Genomic DNA, 3,254 nt, shown 5'->3' on the forward strand with positions numbered 1-3,254 from the left:
GTCGGCAGGACGACATTTTCAGCCCGCAAGGTGAGAACGGCGGTTTTTTCCCGGGTGGCGTCCAGATCGAAACTCAGGGTGGAGCCGGTCTTCAGCGTAATGGTCCCCCCCGTTCCGGCGGCGGGAGCAGGGCCACCGTTTCCGACAAGAATATTGTGGCTGTCTTCCCCAAGGGAAAGGATGGCCGGGGCCTCCAGGGTGAAGGTGGACGTGCTCCCCTTCAGATCAACACTCGTGGGAGTGGCCTTGCCTCCCGTGAAGGCCAGGATTCCGTCTTTGACCTGGAAGTCTGTCCGGCTGCCCGCGGTGTCATCCGCGGTGAAGACGTTCTCACCCCCCAGCCACCAGGTGCTGGTACCGTCCTTGACGAGAGTGACAGCGCGTCCGCCCAATGCCCGCCCCCCCATGGGGTCAGTGCGCATATCCACCGTGCCCGCACCGCCAACCTTCAAAACGGCATCATAGTTTTTGCCGCCCGAAGCGAAGCTGACGTGATAAATCGAGTTGGCGGCGCCATTGGCCGTGTTCCCGCTGAAGAGAATGGTCTTGTCCGCCCCCGGCTCAAGGTTGACCGTGCCGCCCTGGTTGTAGATGGCACCACCGCGCCCTGCCTTTGACGCACTCGCAGCCGTATTCCCGCTGAAGGTGGCGTCCCCGGAAAAGGTGATTTTTCCACGGTTGTCAATGGCCCCACCGGTGGCGGTACCGGACTCGCTCGTGGCCGTGTTTCCGGTGAAGGTTGCGTCACCCGAAAAGATCGTGGTGCCCCTGTTATAAATTGCACCGCCCTGGGCGGCCTCGGCCTTGCTTGTCGCCGCATTCCGCTCGAAAGTGACGGCTTTCTGGAAAGTCAGGGAGCCGCCCATATTGTTAATCGCACCGCCGTACGCTTTAAGAGAATCGCTTGTGGCTGTGTTCCCGGTAAACCGGCTGATACCGGAGACGGCGAGCGTTCCATCGTTATCAATCGCGCCACCGGTGGCGGTACCGGACTGGCTTGTTGCCTTGTTTCCGGTGAAGATGGCAACGCCTTCGAGGGTCACAGTGCCACTCGGGCTGTTGTAGATCGCACCGCCGATGGCCGCTTCGGACTGGGATGTTGCCGAATTCCCCTCGAAAGTGACGGCACCTTTCAAGGTCAAGGTGCCCTCCGCGTTCGTAATCGCACCGCCATAGGCCTTGCGGGAATCGCTTGTGGCTGTGTTCTCGGTAAATCGGCTTGTACCGGTGACGGTGAGCGTCCCCACGTTATCAATCGCGCCACCGTAGGCGCTGCTCTCCTCACTCTTCGCCATATTCTTTGTGAAGGAGGCGTCCCCGGAGAGGGTCAATGACGCCGCGTTGGCAATGGCGCCACCTGCGACCCAGGATTTCTGGCTCCTGGCCACGTTCCCGGTGAAGGTCGCTGCGCCCTCGAGGGTGAGGCTACCGCGATTGGCGTTGTGAATCGCGCCACCCTGAGCCCCGTCCTGAGCCGGAGCCACGACGTTTTCGGCTGTATTTCCGGTGAAGGTGGTAGGGCCCTTGAAGGTCATGCTACCGTTTGAGTTGTAAACTGCGCCTCCCAGGGCCGCCTCGCGTTCGCTTGTCGCCAGGTTTCCGTCAAATTCGGCGACGTTCAAGAAGTTCACAGTGCCACTATTGTTATAAACTGCCCCACCCCGGGCCAAGGCCTTTTTGCCTGCGGCCGTGTTTCCGGTAAACGTGGCAGGCCCGGAAAAGGTCAGGTTTTTATACTCGGAAACAATCGCGCCACCCTCTGAGTAGAAGCGGCCTCCCCCTGTGACAGAGACCGTGTTCTCCTTGAATGTGGCGGCACCCAAAAACGTCATTTCACCTTTCGTGTAAACCGCACCACCCGACGCAGCACTGAACAAACTGTCAGACGTGCCTGTCGCCGTATTTTTCTCAAAGAGAGCGTCCCCCTCGAACGTCACCTTGTTAATGTTAAAAAGCGCACCACCTATCCCATGGTGCTCCCCAGTGTTGGTCGCCTTGTTCTCAATGAAGGTAACAGCAGAGAAAGTCAGGTCACCACTCATATTGTTGTGGACAGCACCTCCCTGGACCTCCTGACCACTGCTTTCGGAGACGTTTCCCTTAAAGACGGCGGCGCCCTTGATGGTCGCCTTGTAGACGTTATAAAGTGCCGCCCCTGAAGCAAAGCCCATGTCCGAAGAGGTAACGGCGGAGTTTCCAGTGAAGGTCGTGTCGCCATCAAGAGTGAGCCAACCGACGTTATAAATGGCGCCGCCGTGAGCGCCACCGTCCGTGCTTTTAACAGCGTTCTCTGTGAAGACGCTGTTCCCGGTGAGGGTTAAGGTGGTCCCAGTACCCAAAGCAAGCGCGCTACCCTCGACCCTGTTCACTGCGCTCGGGTCATTGCCTTTGAACGTCAGGGTCTTTCCGGCCGCCACCTCAACTGTCACCGTCGCGCGGCCGCCGATGACGAGTCTCTGGTCCGCGGTGCCCGGCGTTGCTTCCAGGATCATGTCCTCGGAAAACGTCAACTTTCCAGCGGATCCGGAAAAGATCAGATCGGACAGCTTCTCGCTGAACCCCGCTCCCACAAGCTCTTCCCAGGTCACCGCACCTGTCACGGTGCATTTCCCGGTTCCCAGACACTCATAGTTCGCCGCAGATCCCTGCCCGGCGCCGGTGACCGTAAGCGCCAGAGCCAGGGCAGCTCCCGAAAGCACCTGACCGCCCCGACGGGCAACAGGACGGAACGAAGACGGGAAGCAAAGAGCCTGTACCGACATAGACTTATTCTCCAAAAGTCAAGTGTAAAACATGACACTATTTTAACTTTACGCCTGGAGAAGAGGCCGTTCAAGTTTTCACACCACTAAAGCTCGCGTGAAATGAAAATTAATGATATGCGTGATCATTTGATCACCATCGAAACGCCGTTGTTTTGCGTTTATTTACTACAACATTCAATCTATGGTTATTTAATATTACTACTGATTATCTGTGTGCTTTGAGCAGCGAATCCCGCCCAAACACGCACGCAGCCTCAGACGCTGCACGCGTTCCCGCTTCTGCAGCCCCTGCTGCCCGGGTGCGGGAGTGCGGTTTTTCAGAGACAGCCAAACACCGGAGACACACCGACAGACTGAACCCAGTCGCGCATCCCAAAGGGGGCACAGAGCCCGCGGCGCATCCAGGCTCCCGGGCGGCACCACGGATGTGGCGGACAGAGGTGAGCCCCTGATTCGCCCCCTCACCCCAAGCAGACGCAGTCCGGACTA

The 3,254-nt window shown here is 58.6% G+C and carries 1 protein-coding gene; it reads right to left on the reverse strand.

Annotation, left to right across the window (positions count from 1 at the left end):
- A partial coding sequence (locus IHV25_RS10195; protein ID WP_206757331.1) for a beta strand repeat-containing protein occupies nucleotides 1-2,762 on the reverse strand: 2,762 nt, incomplete at its 3' end.
- Nucleotides 2,763-3,254 lie beyond the last annotated feature (492 nt).

This window comes from Phaeovibrio sulfidiphilus (assembly GCF_014861485.1).
Classification (GTDB): Bacteria; Pseudomonadota; Alphaproteobacteria; order Rhodospirillales; family Rhodospirillaceae; genus Phaeovibrio; species Phaeovibrio sulfidiphilus.